Origin of the sequence: Leeuwenhoekiella sp. NPDC079379 (assembly GCF_044542075.1) — a bacterium.
In the GTDB taxonomy this organism is placed as follows: domain Bacteria; phylum Bacteroidota; class Bacteroidia; order Flavobacteriales; family Flavobacteriaceae; genus Leeuwenhoekiella.
On the sequence record NZ_JBITTU010000009.1, the window covers coordinates 42,852 to 58,769 of the forward strand.

Below are 15,918 nucleotides of genomic sequence, written 5' to 3' on the forward strand. Positions count from 1 at the left end.
ATTAAGCAGGATGCATAAAAAATATAAGTTGAAATCAAATTTTTAGCGAATTGGTAAAAAACGACTAACAGACTTTATAATAAACAATTTTATAAGCTGAAATCCTATAAAAATGTTTCATTTATGTGTCTTATACTAATTAAAGATGTTCTCCATAAATTGAAGTCGTTAATTCTATTTTTTTAAGAAATCAATAAATTTCACGTGCATTTCGGGTGTGTAATCGTAGTGCGTTACTATACGCAACTTTCCTTTTCCTAAGGCACTTATATAAATATCTGCAGCTTTTAGTTTTTCAATAAACTGTAATTCGTCAACTTCTGCTTTTAAATTGAAAATCAAAATATTTGTTTCTACCGATTCTACGTGAGCCACATCATGATGATGCATAAGTGCTACAGAAAGCTCCTGAGCCTTTTTATGATCCTCATCCATTCTCTGCCAATTATGCTCTAAAGCATAAAGGCCAGCCGCCGCTGCAAAACCTACCTGACGCATACCACCTCCTAATACTTTACGCACGCGCATCGCCTTGTCCATATATTTTTGTTTACCTACAAGAACAGATCCCATAGGTGCTCCCAGACCTTTTGATAAACAAACTGAAATAGTATCAAATGCTGCTCCATAATCTTTAGGAGACTCATCGGTTACGACTAGAGCATTCCATAAACGGGCTCCATCAAGATGCAGGCCTAGACCATGGTCATCGCACACTTTGCGTATTTTTAGTATTTCTCTAAAATCATAGCAGGCGCCACCCCCTTTATTTGTAGTATTCTCGAGGCATACCAGTGAAGTTAGTGGACTGTGGTAAAAATCTGGCGGATTTATACTTTCTTCAACCTGATCTGCAGTGATCATCCCCCTATGGCCATCTAATAATCTACACGATACACCACTGTTAAAAGATACACCACCACCTTCATAATTGTAAACGTGTGCGTATTTATCTGCAATAAGCTGTTCTCCCGGTTGGGTATGTATTTTTATGGCTGCCTGATTTGTCATACTTCCGGTAGGGAAATACAGCGCACTATCCATCCCAAAAAGCTCTGCTACATGAGCTTCAAGTTTATTTACACTAGGGTCTTCTTTATACACATCATCACCTACCTCTGCTCGCATCATAGCTTCTAGCATACCTTGCGAAGGTTTAGTTAAAGTGTCGCTACGCAAATCTATTTTCATTGTATTCTAATTTAGGTTGTCTAATCTGGTTATCTAAGATGCTCACCACCATCTACAGGAATAATGGCTCCGTTAATCCAGTTTGCTTCGGGTCTAGTTAGTAAGTAAACTACATTAGCCACATCTTCAGGGGTTGTTAATCGCTTTTGAGGATTGCGGGCAAGCGCTTGTTCTATTAAAATTTCACTTCCGGGAATTAATTGTAAACTTTCGGTGTTTGTAACACCTGCCTGTATGCAATTTGCGGTGATTTGTAAGGGTGCAAATTCATAAGCCAGACTGCGCACAATAGCCTCTAAAGCCGCTTTAGCCATAGAGACTGCGGCGTAATTAGGTAGCGGTTTTGTACTTCCCTCACTGGTAAATGTAAGTATTGATGCATTTTTTTCAAAGAGGTTTGCTTTCGCGAAAGCATTTGCCCAGTCGTATAAGCTCACCGCCATTGCCTCTGCGGTGAGCATAAAATCGTTACCAGTAAGAGTCGCTGCGGAAGAATCTGAACTATAAATAGGTTTCAAATTACCTTTTGCAATACTATGTAATAAGAGCTTAAGCGTCGCTTGCTTTTCAGTAAAAAAAGTAATGAGTTCTGCTCTGGTTTGTTCGTGAAGAGCATCTTTATTAAAACTTATGATTTGAACGCCAGTTTCGCGAAGAATATCGCATTCAGCCTCGAATGCTACTAACTTACTACGGCGGGTTCTGTGTACAATACAAATATTAAGGCCGTGCTGTGCTAGTTTTTTTGCCGATGCAAAACCTAAACCACTACTTCCGCCTAATATAAGAGCCCAGGAATTAGATCCCGGAGCTGCATTAAATTCAAAATTTACCATTCTAATAAGATACGTTGTGCAGAAAATCCCGGACCAAAACTAAGCATTAAGCCGTAATCACCTTTAGGAATTTTTCTAGTTAAAAAGCGCTCTAAAACATACAACACTGTTACGCTACTCATATTGCCATACAAACGTAAAACTTCTTTAGTATCATCAATATTTTTACCCATCTCGCCAAATAATCCTTCTACTGTCTGAACTATTTTTTTTCCACCGGGGTGGAATATCAAATGATTAATCTGCTCAATCGTAAGATTATTAGATTCTAAAAACGGATTTATAATTGCCGGGAAATGACTTGCAATAGTTTCAGGAACGCTCTGATCTAAAATCATTTTAAGCCCGGTATTAGTAAGTTTAAAACCCATCATATGTTCTGCTTCATAAAAATGATACATCCCGGTCGCTTTAATTTTAGGCCCCTCATCTTCCTCTCTTGAAGATAGCAAAACACAAGCGCCACCATCACCAAATATTGCCGCGCTCACTACATTTGCCATAGAATAATCATCAAGCTGAAAGGTAGCCGTGGGACTCTCTACCGCAATTACTGCAGCGCGTTTTCCCGGATTCGCTTTTAAAAAATCATTAGCATATAAGATACCAGAAATACCTGCTGCGCACCCCATTTCGGTAACTGGCAGCCTGGTAATATCTTGACGCAGGTTAAGCTTATTAATTAAATATGCATCTAGCGATGGTATCATTATCCCAGTGCAACTCACCGTTATAATAAAGTCGAGACTTTGAGCATCCCAACCTGTTTTTTCTAAAGCTTCGGTAAGTGCAGTTTCCCCAAGTTTAATAACTTCCCGAACATAAATATCGTTTTTTTCCTCAAAAGACGAGGCTGTAAATACTTCTTCAGGGGCCATAATACTGTAGCGTTTGTCTACTGCAGCATTACTAAAAATCTTTTTTACCTTACGCCGAAAACGCTCTTCCTGCCCTTCTAACCAAATGTCTAAAAGCGGCATGATATCTTGGGTTTCCCTATGATACTGCGGGATCGCTTTTCCTACAGCGGCTATTTTCACTTCTGTTTTTCTAAAATCCATAAATATCTAAAAGCCCAGCGCCATTTTAAATGAAATGAACTCACGGGAAGCTTATTTGTAAACATTAATAATTCATTCTTTTTAAATGCGCGCTTAATAGAGATTAAGCCATCGTGTCGTGCTATATGTGTTTTCATAAATACACCGCTAAAGCCTTTAAATAAAAAATGAGCAATCTTACTACGCTGCAAATCATTAATGACCACACCTAATTTTGAAAGCGCTAAAAACTGCTGCATAAACACAAGTATCTCTTTATTTGTAAAGTGATGCATCGTTAAAACCGACACAACAATATCGCATTGAAAAGATGCATGGTCAAGTGTTAATATATTCTGCTTTTTAAAGTGAATTTCAGGATAATCTTTAGATTTCTCTTTAGCGAGTTTAATACTTTTCTCATTTAAATCTAGACCCAGTAGTTCTACATTTATATTGTGTTTACGGGTATAGCTTGCTATTGTACGTAACATCTCCCCATCACCACAACCCAAATCAACAATTTTATAAGAGTCTTGCGGAAATTTTCTAAAAAAATAATTAAGCCCATCAATCGTAATTTGTTGACCGCCTAACCATTTATTAACCAATGTAACATCTTTTAAGGCAGCCTTAAGCGTCACCTCGTCTAGTGACGGGTCATCCATTAATTCTGGAGTAAGTATTCTACTTTTCAAAGGCTTGCCGGTTTACCATGAGTTGATTTTATTATTTGTTTCATTAAAAATGGAAATTTACGCATCGCCTGTAGACCATAGTGTATAGCGGTCTCATTTTGCAATAAACCCTGTAAAATTCTACCAGTTTTTAATCTGGAATTGAATTCCTTGTTCCACCGTGTAGTGTACGTATGCTCTAGTTGAGATCTGCTCCAATCTGATGTTACAAATTCTTGAATACATGTGGCTAAAATTTGTGCTCCGGTTATTGCCATTGCCATACCGTTGCCACAAAGCGGATGAATAAGTCCTGCACTATCACCGCACATAAGCACGTGGTCTTCTACCGTATTTTTAGATTGAAAAGAAATCTGACTAATGCTCAAAGGTTTATCAAATACAGGCGCTGCACTCGCAAAAAAGGATTTTAATCTGGGATTTTGCTCGAGAACATTTTTTTGAAAACCTTCAAGATTTCCTGATGCTTTAAATGCATCTAAATGTGTTAGGTAACACACATTCACCTTGTTATTTTCAACCTTGGAAATTCCGCAGTATCCGCCCTTAAAATTATGCAGACTTACGGTGTTCTCTGTAACCGGAGCTAGATAATGGGCTTTGACTCCCAACCAGGGTGTTTTGGTTTTTATAAAATTCCGCGAAAGCGAAATATCTAGATTTGAACGTTTCCCGAATGCCCCAGTAACAAAATCTGCATTATAAACAGCTCCCGAAAGCACCTGTAATTCAAAAGAATCTTCCTTAAAAATAATCGATTCTACTTGTGCACGAACGAGCTTTGCACCTGCCTTTTTAACTTCTGCAGCGAGATTAAAATCTAAAGTATACCTGCTTATTCCGAAACCACCCAACGGAAGCTGAGTTTGAATGGGTTGCCCGTTAGTTGTCGTAAATTCGAAATTTGATATTGCAACAGCTCCCCATTTAAAAGGATCTATACCTAAAGACTGCCAATAAGGTAAAATCTCATTAGAAATATATTCACCGCAGACTTTATGCCTGGGATAACCCTCTTTTTCAAAAAGTTGAATATGGAAACCTGCTTTACAAAGGTGCAAAGCAGCTGTGAGACCCGTGAGTCCACCGCCAATGATGGCTATTTTAATCGGTTTTTTCAAAGCAGTATCAAGATACTCATTCTAAGTCATAAAAAAACCTCATTGAGATGTAAAATCACAATGAGGTTTTTTAATTTAACTCACATAAAGCGTAAGTTTTTATTTATCTATTGTCCTTCGCCAGCTTCTTTTTTAGCTTCGTTCACCATTTCCTGGTTAGGTACAATTGCTAAAGTTACGCGACGATTTTTAGAACGTCCTTCTGCTGTATTATTATCATACTTAGCTTGCTCCTCACCGTACCATTGTGTAGTAAATCTACCCGCACTTATACCTTGAGAAGTTAAATAATTAGTAACTGCCTGAGCTCTGTTTTTAGACAATGTCATATTGTAATCTGCAGCACCACTACTATCTGTGTGACCTACTACGAGAACATTAGTTTGAGGATATTCTTTCATTACTTTAGAAAGACCATTTAAAGTTTGTTGAGAAGCAGCATTGATATCATACTTTGCAGTTGCAAAATAAACCCCACTATTTTCATCAAAATTTACGATGATCCCATCATCAACGCGCTCTACCTGAGCTCCAGGAATTTCTTCTTCGATACGTTTTGCCTGGTTATCCATACGTTTACCAAGTACGTTACCTGCAGCACCACCTACAACACCACCTATCACGGCACCTAATGCACCACCGTCACCTTTAGTACCTACGTTATTACCTATAACAGCACCTATAATAGCTCCACCGGCAGCACCTATAACACTACCTTTTTGCTGATTATTTGCATTTTTAGTAGCCTCACAGCCAGTAAGCATTGTAATAGCAATAGCTGAAACAGAAACATTTCTTAATATAGATTTCATAATTATTGTATTAAAAGTTAATATAAAAATAATGCTTTCAAAATAAGTTAAGACACTTAAAATGAAAGCATTATTTGTAAAATTTTTATTATTCAGAAATTTTAGAAAAATTCATCACAATAGTAAACGGTTTTCCATCTACTTGAACTGTCTGAGTAAATGTTAATTGATTTTCAGATAAATAGTTTATATTCAATCTAAAACCTGCATTGTTCATAGTAGACTTCATCTTAGAATCTGTAGGTTTTAACAGGATATCATAAGATGTTGAACCTTCTTGTTGATCTGGAATACTCCAAACGAAGAATCGCTGACCATCAGAACATTTGCTTCCGTTTATCTCATAGTTCCCAAAGTTATTATTAGGAATAAATCTCCAGGTACTTCCTACGAAGCATTCTGAAGATGCGTCTCCAAATAGAGTAACATCATAAATACCGGTTGCATTATTATAATTAATGTTATCAAGATTCCAATACCCTTTTAAAGTTTTTCTAGATTCTTTAACAACTTTACTAGTACCGCAAGATGCAAGAACTAAACAAACTAAAACTAATGTGATTACTTTTTTCATAATTGAATAAGCGTTTATATTATTTAAATAATCTTGATAAAAGACTAATTAAGAATAATACGATAAAAATGAAGAATAAAATTTTGGCAATGCTTTCAGCACCAGATGCAATCCCACCAAATCCGAAGATTGCTGCGATTATTGCAATAACGATAAAGATAACTGTCCAACGTAACATAATTTTTGATTTTTTGGTTAGTAATGGTTCAAAAGTAATGTTAGCTTAGATTGTAATTTTATTTATTAATAGTGTTTAACTAGCCGCTGTTAAAATGAGTTAACAAAATTAAACTTAGGATTATAATTCAATAAAAAATTAACATTAGTATGCGATTAAGTCGGCTATAGCAAGTTGTATTTTATTCTTAGGTAGATATAAATTTTCAAGGGCAGCTGCAAATGGTATTGGCATATCTAAACTGCCTAAGCGCTTTATAGGGGCATCAAGATAAATAAATAACTCTTCCCCTATTTTTGCAGATATATCTGCCATAAGGGTACCAAAAGAAGAATCTTCAGATATTAATAAGACTTTTCCTGTTTTTTTAACCGACTCTGATATCGTGTCAAAATCTAAGGGAACAAGCGTTCTTAAGTCTATTAAATCTACAGACAATTCGCCTTCTGTTTCTAAAACTTCAAGTGCCCAGTGTACGGCTGCGCCATAAGCAATTATAGTAAGCTGCTGACCAGTTTTTAAAAGTGCTGCTTTGCCCATCTCTAAATTGTAATAAGCTGTAGGCACTTCTTGTCTTATAGTTCTATAAAGTGCTTTATGTTCAAAAAATAACACAGGATTAGGATCTTCTATAGATGAGGTAAGCAATCCTTTTGCATCGTAAGGAAATGCAGGGTAAACTACTTTTAGCCCGGGAGTGTGAGTGAACCAGGCTTCATTTGTCTGACTGTGAAAAGGTCCTGCACCTACTCCTGCTCCACAAGGCATACGTATAACTACATCTGCTTTTTGCCCCCATCTGTAGTGTGATTTGGCCAAATAATTTACTATTGGGTTAAAACCACTACTTACAAAATCTGCAAATTGCATCTCGACAACAGCCTTAAAATTATTAATAGCTAAACCCATAGCTACCTCAACGATTGCAGATTCGCAAATGGGTGTATTGCGTACGCGTTCTCTTCCATATTTAGCAACAAAACCTTCAGTAACCTTAAATACACCACCATATTCTGCAATGTCCTGCCCCATTATAATGAGGTTCTCATTCTTTGGCATGCTTAAATCTAAGGCTTGTGTAACTGCGTCAATAAACCGAATAGTCTCAGTTGAACTTTGCTTAGGAATTACAGCCTTAAAATTTGAATGGGCATAAACATCCTTGAGTTCTTTTTCTTCTGAAGAACTAATATCGTCCTCAGCAAAAGTTTTAGAAAGAACCTGTTCAATTTCAATAATTATTTCTGATCTAAATGCCGCATCATCTTTTAAAGAGATTATGTTTTCCGCCAGCAAAAACGATTTAAAATTCTCAACAGGATCAAGAGCGGCCCAATGCTTTAGTAAATCGTCTGGGACATATTTAATCCCACTGGCTTCTTCGTGCCCGCGCATTCTAAAGGTTTTAAACTCTATTAAAACAGGTCTTGGGTTAGTGCGCATTGAGGCAACCACATTGCATATACGATCGTAAACTTCTATAATATTGTTACCATCTATTATATGGCTCTCTATACCATAACCAAGTGCACGATCTGCCAGATTCTCACATCTGTACTGCTCGCTTGTGGGAGTTGATAAGCCATAGCCATTATTTTCTATACAAAATAGAACTGGTAAATCCCAGACAGAAGCAACATTAAGCGCTTCGTGAAAATCTCCTTCACTAGTACCTCCTTCACCCGTAAAAACGGCAGTCACCTTCTGTTCTGATCGTAATTTGTGCGCAAGTGCAATGCCATCTGCAACGCCTAGTTGGGGTCCAAGATGCGAGATCATTCCTATAATTTTGTATTCTTGAGTCCCAAAATGAAAACTACGATCGCGGCCTTTAGTAAAACCATTAGCTTTACCCTGCCACTGGCTAAACAAACGATCTAAAGGAATATTTCTACCCGTAAATACTCCCAGATTTCGGTGCATCGGTAAAATATATTCATCATCATTTAATGCAGCTGTAACTCCTACAGCGATAGCCTCCTGCCCTATACCGCTAAACCATTTTGATATTTTTCCCTGCCTTAATAAAACCAGCATTTTCTCTTCGATAAGCCTGGGCTTAATAATTGATTTATAAAGACTTATAAGCGTTTCATCATCTAGTAAGCCACGTTCAAAATTCAACATTATAGGAGCATTAAAGTCAGATATCATAATTGAGTTTGATTATCTAAAAGTAACTAATATCCCGATTATTTTTTGGAATTATCAATCAAAGCCTATTTATTTAAGTTTAGTTTAAATTATTTGCATCCTGAAAATCTTATATTTGAAAGTCAAATTTTTATTGAATCACAATTTGTTATGAATAATATCCCAAGTGTAGACTTAGCAGACTTTCTTAGTGAAGATCAAAATCGAAAGTTGAAATTTGTAAATGAAATAGGCACAGCTTATGAAGAAATAGGCTTTGTATCTCTAAAAAATCATTTTTTGAATGATGCGTTAGTAGATGACCTTTATAAAGACGTAAAATCATTTTTTGATCTGCCAGAAGATACTAAGCAAGGTTATGAGATTGAAGGTCTAGGTGGTCAACGCGGCTATATTTCTTTTGGTAAAGAACACGCCAAAGGCAAAAAGGAAGGTGATCTAAAAGAATTTTGGCATTTTGGCCAGGAAGCAGATGCAGACGCTAATCTTATCGAAGAGTATCCAGAAAACGTACAGGTTAAAGAATTAAAAACCTTTAATGAAACGGGTATGCAGGCCTATAAAATGCTTGAAAAAACCGGAATATATGTTTTAAGAGCTCTTGCATTATACCTTGAGTTAGATGAATTTTATTTTGACCATTGGGCTAAGAACGGTAATAGCATTTTGAGGCCTATTCATTATCCTCCTATAACACAAGAGCCTAAGGGAGCTGTGCGTGCAGGTGCACATGGAGACATCAATCTAATAACACTCTTAATGGGAGCTTCTGCAGGAGGATTACAGGTACTACGCAAAGATGGCGAGTGGATAGATGCCATACCTAACGAAGATGAACTCGTAATTAATGTAGGTGATATGTTAGAACGGCTAACTAATAATAAGCTAAGATCTACAATACACCGGGTTATAAACCCACCTAAAGAACAATGGGACACCCCAAGATATTCTATTCCTTTTTTTATGCATCCGCGTAGTGAGATGCCTCTTAATTGTTTAGAAGAATGTATAAGTGAGGAACATCCTAAGGCTTTTGAAGATATTACAGCAGGAGAGTTTTTACACCAGCGCTTAGTTGAGATAGGCTTGATTAAAAAATAATTTATGGATCTTTCTGACCAGTTAAAAAACTTATTTCCAGATCACGAACCAGAACCTTCAACAGATACAGAGGATGTAAATGACCTTAATATCTGGATGCAGGACGATCCGCTTTTATGTAAATATGAAAAACGTAAAGGAAAACCTATTACCATTATAGAAGGCTACACTGGTGCAGATAATGACTTCAAAATTTTAGCAAAAGAGCTAAAAACGATGCTTGGTGTTGGCGGTAGTTTTAAAAAAGAAAAAATAATAATTCAAGGAGATTACCGTGATAAAATAATGTCTTTCTTAAAAGATAAAGGCTTTAAAACAAAACGGGTAGGAGGTTAATTGCTAAGCTATGGGAAATTCTGTATTACATATCACAAACGGTGATAATCTAACATCACGTCTTGAAAATTTAAATCTTAACGGCGATGTTATCGTTTGGCGAGAAATGCTTTGCGAAGGCCCCACACCTGTTATTGTAGGCTCTAAAGAATTTATATCTCAGCGAAAAATATTCTTAAAGAAACAGTACCATATAGAGAGCGAGGACTATGATGATAAATTTGTTAGCCAGCTTAATAAACTTGCGGTAATAAATAATTACGACAAGATTGTACTTTGGTTTGAATTTGATCTGTTTTGTCATATAAATATGCTTGCTGCTCTAAGCTACCTTATTCAAAATAAAAAAACATCTCCTATATATATGGTATGTAGCGGTTGGGTTAAAGGTCTGGCTCAACTTAAAGGCTTGTCAGAGTTAAACGACGAGCAATTGGTCTTACACTATGATAACAAATTAAAACTTACTCCTGAAGATTTAGATGTAGCTCATCATATATGGAAGCTCTATTGTGATGAAAAACCCATCGAGCTTAAGGCCGAAATAAGTAAAAAATCTAATTTCAACTACCTATCAAGCTGCATACGTGCACATATAGAGCGTTTTCCAAATATAAATACAGGGCTTAATACACTTGAAACAAATATTCTAAAACTTATAGATCTTCATCAAATCAATTCTGAACATCAATTATGTGGCTACGCGCTAAACTATCAAGGATATTATGGGTATGGCGATACACAAATTATTAGTATGATTAATAATTTAAAACCGTTTTTTAAACTCGAAGAAGGTATTTTAATCCTTACTGAAAAAGGAACACAGGTTTTACAAGGTTCAAAAGACTTCTATGATTTACTGAAAAATGATATGCAGTTTGGCGGTACAGCTAAATATAAATATCGCTATGACCCTGCAAATCATAAACTAATTAAACACAGTGAGAATGCAACTCCCACACTCTGAATTAATACTTAATGCTGATGGAAGCATATACCATCTTAATCTCTTACCAGGTGAAATAGCCGATACCATTATAACCGTAGGAGACCCTGATCGTGTAGAAACTGTAACCCAGTTTTTTGATTCCATAGAACTTACAAGGCATAAACGAGAATTTAAAACCCAAACCGGTTATTTTAAAGATAAGCGTATCACCGTTATCTCTACAGGAATTGGTACAGACAATATCGATATTGTACTAAACGAACTTGATGCTCTTGTAAATATTGATCTTAAAACGCGCCAAATAAAAGAGAAGCATACCGCTTTAAACGTCATACGTCTGGGAACCAGTGGAGCTATACAAAAGCACATTCCTGTAGATTCTATATTGATTAGTGAGAAAGCCTTAGGACTAGACGGTTTGATTCATTACTACGATTCAGCTAATCTTAGAGATCACGATATTGAAAATGCATTTGTAACGCATACGACCTGGAGCTCAGAAAAGAGTAAACCTTATTGTGTTTACGGTAGCAAAACTTTAATCAAACACTTTTCTACCCCCGATACGTTTAAAGGAATTACGGCTACTAATATAGGTTTTTACGGTCCACAAGGTAGGACGCTCAGACTTGCATTAGCAGACCCAGAACTTAATGCAAAAATTGAAAATTTTGAGTTCAATTCTGAAACAATTACAAATTTAGAAATGGAAACGTCAGGCATTTATGCATTAAGTGCGCTCTTAGGCCATCGTGCGATTTCTATTAATGCGATTATGGCAAATCGTATTCAAGGTACCTTTAGTGAAAACGGTAATAAAACTATCGAAGCAATGATTAGTAATGCCTTAGAGCGTATAGCAGTACTATAATTTTCTTTTAACAAAAGCTTAATTCAGACAGCAGAAGCCTTTCGTATTTTTGAAAAAAAACAAACGAATACATGGATTCAGAACTAGCTGACAACTTAAAACATAGAGATTTAAACTGGCTCAGTTTTAATGCCCGCGTTTTACAGGAAGCACAAGACAAACGCTTCAATCCCCTGTTTGAGCGTATGAAGTTTTTAGCTATTTATTCTTCAAATCTTGATGAATATTTTAGAGTACGCGTGAGTCAATTACGGCAAATTAAACGCGTTGAAAAAAGTATTAGAAAAAAGTTAGCGCTTAGACCTAATAAAACGGTTAAGGAAATCATTGCCAAGGTTAAGGAACAGCAAGAAGTTTTTGGCCATATTTTCAACAATGAGATTAAGCCAGAACTTGCTGCAAATAATATTGTTCTTATAGCTTCAGAAGACTATACACCTATTCAGAAAAAAGTAGCAAATATTTGGTACGTTACCCATCTAAAAAATACAATTAAGCCCATTCTTTTTGATCCAAGTAAAGACAAAGAGATATTTCTTGAAAACCAAAATCTTTATTTTTGTGTAACATTTTCAGACTCTAAAAAAATAGGGTTTATAAAAATTCCTACAGATACTAACGACCGTTTTATTGAATTAGGAAAACATAAAGATATCTATTACATCACCTTTCTTGATGACATAATTAGACACGAGATTTCATCGATATTTAATTCAGAAACTATAGACGGTGTATTTGAAATTAAGCTCTCACGAGATGCAGAGCTTTATATAGATGATGAATTAGAAGGGATACTGGCAGAACGCATTTACAAATCATTAGAGCAACGACAAGAAGGTCAACCTACTCGATTACTTTACGACGCGAGTATGCCAAAACCAGTGGCTAAAAAGCTTCGTAAGCTTTTGAAGTTGGGAAAAATAGATATGATGCCGGGAGGTCGTTATCATAATTTTAATGACTTTTTTAAATTTCCAGATCCTACAGGAAATCCTGATTTACATTACGATAAAAAGCCTGTAATAAAGCTAAAGGCTTTAGAAAAGGCTACAGATTATTTTGAAGCTATACGTGCTAAAGATCATTTGCTTCATTTCCCATTCATGAGCTTTGGTTACGTAGAACGTTTTGTAGAACAGGCCGCCTCAGACGATGCAGTTACGCATATTAAAATCTCACTTTATAGGGTTGCAGATGAGTCTGTTCTTACTACCTCTCTACTTAAAGCTATTGAAAACGGAAAACAGGTTACCATTTTCATAGAAGCAAAAGCACGTTTTGACGAAGAAAATAACATTACCTGGGGCCGAAAATTTGAAGAAAAAGGGGCACAAGTTATTTACAGCTATCCGCGCATTAAAGTGCATTCTAAAATACTAATGGTTATTAGAGTAGAAGATGATAAAGCTAAACGATACGCCTATATAGGAACAGGTAACTTTAACGGTGATACTTCTAAGATTTACTGCGACCACGGTTTATTTACCGCTAACAATAAAATCACAAAAGAGTTAAGTAGAGTTTTTGAGGTTCTTGAGGGAAAACTAATAATTCCAAGGAATAAGCATTTACTTATATCTCCATTTACCACAAGACGCACTTTTGAAAAATTAATTCATTCTGAAATTGAAGCAGCTCAAGCCGGAAAGACGGCAAAAATCACTGCTAAGATGAATAGTCTTGAAGACAAAGATATGATAGAATTGTTGTACAAAGCCAGCCAGGCAGGTGTGCAAGTACGCCTTATCATAAGAGGATTTACCAGTTTAATTCCCGGAGTAAAAGGCCTGAGTGAAAATATATTTATCACTTCTATAATAGACAGATATCTTGAGCACGGTCGCATTTATCTATTTCACAATAATGGTGATGAGCAAATGTATATAGGCTCTGCAGACTGGATGACACGTAACCTGGATCGCAGAATAGAAGTGCTTACCCCAATTTACGATAAAGAACTATTTACAGAGTTAAAAGATATTTTCACACTACAATTAAATGATAATTGTAAAGCGAGAATACAGGACGCTAACGAGCAGAATCTATATGTAAAGCGTGAAGATAGTGAGCCTGAAATACGTTCTCAATATGCAATTTATGATTACTTAAAAAATAAAAACTAAGCAGATGAATACCTTAAAAGTGGGTGGAGTGCCAGAACATTTTAATTTACCTATACATCTATGTATTGAAGAGGGTCTATTTGCAGATGCCGGGATAGTAGTCGAGTGGGTTGAATATGCAGGAGGTACGGGTGCCATGAATGCTGCATTACGAGCAGGTGACATTGATGTCGCAATTATACTTACTGAAGGAGTCGTTAAAGATATTGCTGCAGGAAACCCCTCTAAAATCATTCAAAACTATGTGTCTAGTCCTTTAATTTGGGGTGTTCATGTTGCTGGAGGAAGTAATTTTAAAACTCTAGATGATTTAAAAGATACAAGACCTGCCATAAGTAGATTCGGTTCAGGATCCCATGTCATGGCTTATATACAAGCACAACAACTAGGCTGGGAAAGTTCTGCTATTAATTGTGTAGTTGTTAATAATCTTGACAATGCTGTACAATCATTAACAAATGGTGATGCAGATTATTTTATGTGGGAACATTTTACAACTAAACCTTTAGTAGATTCTGGTATATTTAAAAGAGTAAGCGACTTTCCCACTCCATGGTCTAGTTTTGTAATTGCGGCAACTACAGATGCAATTAATACTAAAAACGACACTCTTGAGGTATTTTTAGAAGTGCTTAATAACAAAACAGTATTATTTAAAGAAATACCAAAAATAGAAATGTTACTTTCTGAGCGGTACAATCAAAAGCTAGAAGATATAAAAGTCTGGATTTCTAAAACAAATTGGTCACAATCACAAATTGAAACCACTGAACTTGAAAATGTACAAGTACATCTTAAAGGTCTCAATATGATCGATAAAGAGCAAGACGTTGATTTTTATTTAACTCTCAATTAATGAAAGTTTTACAGCACAAAGATTTCATAAGTTAAAAAAAAGGTCAATCTTTGCGGAATATTAATATATTACTTTAAACATTACAATTATGGTTACTTTTCTAATCGTTTTAGGATGTTTACTTGTCATTAATTTAATTCTTTTTAAATTTAGTGTGGCAGGTGGTCCTAAAGTAGAGAAATCGCAGAAGCGTGTAGCCCCTAAACAAACAACCTTGAATCAGCGGGTAGTTTTTGAACAAGCTTCATAAATTACTTCTGATGATATCTCAAATCAAACCCTTTCTTAAAAGGCTCAATTTAACCAATTGAGCCTTTTTTATTTTATAGTATTACCAGTTTATTTGAGACTTGCCAACACTTTGTAAGTATTCATTTGTTTGACTAAAATGCCGGTTCCCAAACCAAAATCCCCGGTTTGCACTTAACGGAGAAGGATGTCCACTTTCTAAAATTAAATGTTTGTCTATATCTATTTTTTTAGCTTTCTTTTTTGCATAACCACCCCATAGTAGAAAAACAACTTCTTTCCGCTGCTGGGATAACACAGATATTGTATGATCTGTAAATGCCTCCCATCCTTTCTTTTGATGAGAGCCCGCTTGATGTGCTCTAACGGTTAATGTCGCATTTAAAAGTAGAACCCCTTGTTTAGCCCATCGTTCTAAATTTCCGCTTTGCGGAATAGGATTTTTTAAATCTGAAGCTATTTCCTTAAATATATTAACCAAAGAAGGCGGTACAGCAACCCCTTCAGGTACCGAAAAACACAAACCGTGTGCCTGCCCCTTACCGTGATAGGGATCCTGGCCCAGTATAACCACCTTAACTTCTTCAAAGGGGCACAACTCAAACGCTTTAAATATGGCACCTCCGGGAGGATAACACTTATGTTGGCTATATTCTAGCTTCACGAAATCTATTAATGATTTAAAATATGGTTTATCAAATTCTGGTTCTAATACAGCTTTCCAGCTTGGGTGTATGTCAACGTTCATGAATATCTTAAATTTGTAAGTCTAGTGTAATTTTAATGAACTTTTACAGACTGATTTAATATTCAAATCTTGTCTATTCAT

At 35.9% G+C, this 15,918-nt stretch carries 17 protein-coding genes; 7 read left to right on the top strand and 10 right to left on the bottom strand.

Features of this window, described 5'->3' with window-relative positions; genetic code table 11:
- Positions 1-174: 174 nt before the first annotated feature.
- The 9 genes from ACIGAM_RS15275 to ACIGAM_RS15315 form a co-directional block, all read right to left on the bottom strand.
- Entirely contained in the window at positions 175-1,191 is a 1,017-nt protein-coding gene (locus ACIGAM_RS15275; protein WP_396512341.1) for a threonine aldolase family protein, read from the bottom strand.
- Positions 1,192-1,220: 29 nt separating this feature from the next.
- Positions 1,221-2,027 (bottom strand): SDR family oxidoreductase, encoded by an 807-nt coding sequence (locus tag ACIGAM_RS15280; protein WP_396512342.1) that lies wholly within the window; start codon positions 2,025-2,027, stop codon positions 1,221-1,223.
- On the bottom strand, positions 2,021-3,088 hold the full coding sequence (locus ACIGAM_RS15285) for a type III polyketide synthase (RefSeq protein ID WP_396512343.1): 1,068 nt from the start codon (positions 3,086-3,088) through the stop codon (positions 2,021-2,023). The genes ACIGAM_RS15280 and ACIGAM_RS15285 overlap by 7 nt, the downstream gene beginning before the upstream one ends.
- Positions 3,064-3,765, bottom strand: a complete 702-nt coding sequence (locus tag ACIGAM_RS15290) for a methyltransferase domain-containing protein (protein WP_396512344.1) — start codon at positions 3,763-3,765, stop codon at positions 3,064-3,066. Before ACIGAM_RS15290 ends, ACIGAM_RS15285 begins: the two co-directional genes overlap by 25 nt.
- On the bottom strand, positions 3,762-4,886 hold the full coding sequence (locus ACIGAM_RS15295; protein ID WP_396512345.1) for an NAD(P)/FAD-dependent oxidoreductase: 1,125 nt from the start codon (positions 4,884-4,886) through the stop codon (positions 3,762-3,764). Before ACIGAM_RS15295 ends, ACIGAM_RS15290 begins: the two co-directional genes overlap by 4 nt.
- Positions 4,887-4,993: 107 nt before the next feature.
- The gene (locus ACIGAM_RS15300) at positions 4,994-5,698 is read right to left on the bottom strand and encodes an OmpA family protein (protein ID WP_396512346.1); all 705 of its coding nucleotides are present in this window, start codon (positions 5,696-5,698) and stop codon (positions 4,994-4,996) included.
- 88 nt (positions 5,699-5,786) lie between these two features.
- Positions 5,787-6,272: a lipocalin family protein gene (locus ACIGAM_RS15305; RefSeq protein ID WP_396512347.1), complete on the bottom strand. Its 486-nt coding sequence runs from the start codon at positions 6,270-6,272 to the stop codon at positions 5,787-5,789.
- Positions 6,273-6,291: 19 nt separating this feature from the next.
- Positions 6,292-6,450 (bottom strand): DUF1328 family protein, encoded by a 159-nt coding sequence (locus ACIGAM_RS15310; RefSeq protein ID WP_081817355.1) that lies wholly within the window; start codon positions 6,448-6,450, stop codon positions 6,292-6,294.
- 144 nt (positions 6,451-6,594) lie between these two features.
- Positions 6,595-8,604 (bottom strand): thiamine pyrophosphate-dependent enzyme, encoded by a 2,010-nt coding sequence (locus ACIGAM_RS15315; RefSeq protein ID WP_396512348.1) that lies wholly within the window; start codon positions 8,602-8,604, stop codon positions 6,595-6,597.
- 150 nt (positions 8,605-8,754) lie between these two features.
- On the opposite strand from ACIGAM_RS15315, the gene ACIGAM_RS15320 reads away from it, so the two are divergent.
- From ACIGAM_RS15320 to ACIGAM_RS15350, 7 genes are all read left to right on the top strand, one after another.
- Positions 8,755-9,705 carry an isopenicillin N synthase family dioxygenase gene (locus ACIGAM_RS15320; RefSeq protein ID WP_396512435.1) on the top strand — a complete coding sequence of 317 codons (951 nt, stop codon included), beginning with the start codon at positions 8,755-8,757 and terminating at the stop codon, positions 9,703-9,705.
- A 3-nt stretch (positions 9,706-9,708) separates the two neighbouring features.
- Complete coding sequence (locus tag ACIGAM_RS15325; RefSeq protein ID WP_396512349.1) at positions 9,709-10,041, top strand: translation initiation factor; 333 nt, start codon at positions 9,709-9,711, stop codon at positions 10,039-10,041.
- Between the two features lie 10 nt (positions 10,042-10,051).
- Complete coding sequence (locus ACIGAM_RS15330) at positions 10,052-11,008, top strand: DUF1835 domain-containing protein (RefSeq protein WP_396512350.1); 957 nt, start codon at positions 10,052-10,054, stop codon at positions 11,006-11,008.
- A complete protein-coding gene (locus tag ACIGAM_RS15335) occupies positions 10,989-11,861 on the top strand; it encodes a nucleoside phosphorylase (protein WP_396512351.1) in 873 nt (290 codons plus the stop codon). Before ACIGAM_RS15330 ends, ACIGAM_RS15335 begins: the two co-directional genes overlap by 20 nt.
- Positions 11,862-11,932: 71 nt before the next feature.
- Positions 11,933-13,984: a polyphosphate kinase 1 gene (gene ppk1 / locus ACIGAM_RS15340; RefSeq protein WP_396512352.1), complete on the top strand. Its 2,052-nt coding sequence runs from the start codon at positions 11,933-11,935 to the stop codon at positions 13,982-13,984.
- Between the two features lie 4 nt (positions 13,985-13,988).
- Positions 13,989-14,840 (top strand): substrate-binding domain-containing protein, encoded by an 852-nt coding sequence (locus ACIGAM_RS15345; protein ID WP_396512353.1) that lies wholly within the window; start codon positions 13,989-13,991, stop codon positions 14,838-14,840.
- A gap of 88 nt (positions 14,841-14,928) precedes the next feature.
- Positions 14,929-15,090: a hypothetical protein gene (locus ACIGAM_RS15350; protein WP_396512354.1), complete on the top strand. Its 162-nt coding sequence runs from the start codon at positions 14,929-14,931 to the stop codon at positions 15,088-15,090.
- Between the two features lie 81 nt (positions 15,091-15,171).
- Here the strand turns inward: ACIGAM_RS15350 and ACIGAM_RS15355 are convergent, their stop codons facing one another.
- On the bottom strand, positions 15,172-15,837 hold the full coding sequence (locus ACIGAM_RS15355) for a uracil-DNA glycosylase (RefSeq protein ID WP_396512355.1): 666 nt from the start codon (positions 15,835-15,837) through the stop codon (positions 15,172-15,174).
- Positions 15,838-15,918 lie beyond the last annotated feature (81 nt).

Bases quoted from the DNA above. Each gene is read 5' to 3' on its own strand.
- ACIGAM_RS15335 (WP_396512351.1), top strand. From the start codon at position 10,989: ATGCAACTCCCACACTCTGAATTAATACTTAATGCTGATGGAAGCATA.
- ACIGAM_RS15285 (WP_396512343.1), bottom strand. From the start codon at position 3,088: ATGGATTTTAGAAAAACAGAAGTGAAAATAGCCGCTGTAGGAAAAGCG.
- ACIGAM_RS15355 (WP_396512355.1), bottom strand. From the start codon at position 15,837: ATGAACGTTGACATACACCCAAGCTGGAAAGCTGTATTAGAACCAGAA.
- ACIGAM_RS15280 (WP_396512342.1), bottom strand. From the start codon at position 2,027: ATGGTAAATTTTGAATTTAATGCAGCTCCGGGATCTAATTCCTGGGCT.
- ACIGAM_RS15325 (WP_396512349.1), top strand. From the start codon at position 9,709: ATGGATCTTTCTGACCAGTTAAAAAACTTATTTCCAGATCACGAACCA.
- ACIGAM_RS15305 (WP_396512347.1), bottom strand. From the start codon at position 6,272: ATGAAAAAAGTAATCACATTAGTTTTAGTTTGTTTAGTTCTTGCATCT.
- ACIGAM_RS15330 (WP_396512350.1), top strand. From the start codon at position 10,052: ATGGGAAATTCTGTATTACATATCACAAACGGTGATAATCTAACATCA.
- ACIGAM_RS15320 (WP_396512435.1), top strand. From the start codon at position 8,755: ATGAATAATATCCCAAGTGTAGACTTAGCAGACTTTCTTAGTGAAGAT.
- ppk1 (WP_396512352.1), top strand. From the start codon at position 11,933: ATGGATTCAGAACTAGCTGACAACTTAAAACATAGAGATTTAAACTGG.
- ACIGAM_RS15275 (WP_396512341.1), bottom strand. From the start codon at position 1,191: ATGAAAATAGATTTGCGTAGCGACACTTTAACTAAACCTTCGCAAGGT.
- ACIGAM_RS15310 (WP_081817355.1), bottom strand. From the start codon at position 6,450: ATGTTACGTTGGACAGTTATCTTTATCGTTATTGCAATAATCGCAGCA.
- ACIGAM_RS15315 (WP_396512348.1), bottom strand. From the start codon at position 8,604: ATGATATCTGACTTTAATGCTCCTATAATGTTGAATTTTGAACGTGGC.
- ACIGAM_RS15350 (WP_396512354.1), top strand. From the start codon at position 14,929: ATGGTTACTTTTCTAATCGTTTTAGGATGTTTACTTGTCATTAATTTA.
- ACIGAM_RS15345 (WP_396512353.1), top strand. From the start codon at position 13,989: ATGAATACCTTAAAAGTGGGTGGAGTGCCAGAACATTTTAATTTACCT.
- ACIGAM_RS15300 (WP_396512346.1), bottom strand. From the start codon at position 5,698: ATGAAATCTATATTAAGAAATGTTTCTGTTTCAGCTATTGCTATTACA.